This window comes from Parasediminibacterium sp. HNIBRBA5674 (assembly GCF_056745525.1).
The window spans coordinates 1-532 of the sequence record NZ_JBQWIE010000105.1; the positions used below are offsets into that span (position 1 = coordinate 1).

Genomic DNA, 532 nt, shown 5'->3' on the forward strand with positions numbered 1-532 from the left:
GGCAAGCGGTTACAGCCATCTCATAATCAATCATCATAACACTATAAACAACCATTACCATGTCAGATTTTATTCCAAAAGCAGATGATACATTAACCACTTGGCTCACATCGCTAAAAACCAAATTAGCCATACATGCCATCACATTAGGCATTCCCCCAGCCGATGTAACCATTTACCAAAACCAGTGCGATGACCTGATTGCCAGCATTGCAGATGTAGACAATACCAAAAAGCTATTAAAAAATAAAGTAAGCAGTAAAGACCAATTGCGTAGCGATGTTGTAGGCAACCTACGCACCCTTGCTAACCGTATTAAAAACACTGCAAGCTATACCGCAGCCATAGGTAACGATCTTGGTATAGTAGGCACCGTAACCGTGTTTGATGCACCTAATGCTAAGCCTACATTAAGTATTACCCTAAATGGTGGGCATATTGTACTCGCTTTTGACAAGCAAAAAAGCAATGGCGTAAAAATTTATAGCAAGCGTGGCGAAGAAACCGCCTTTAGCTTTTTGGCACTAGACAC

The 532-nt window shown here is 41.2% G+C and carries 1 protein-coding gene; it reads left to right on the plus strand.

Going from position 1 to position 532, the window contains the following annotated elements:
* Nucleotides 1-59 precede the first annotated feature (59 nt).
* A partial coding sequence (locus ACT9TX_RS18455; protein WP_481340593.1) for a hypothetical protein occupies nucleotides 60-532 on the plus strand: 473 nt, incomplete at its 3' end.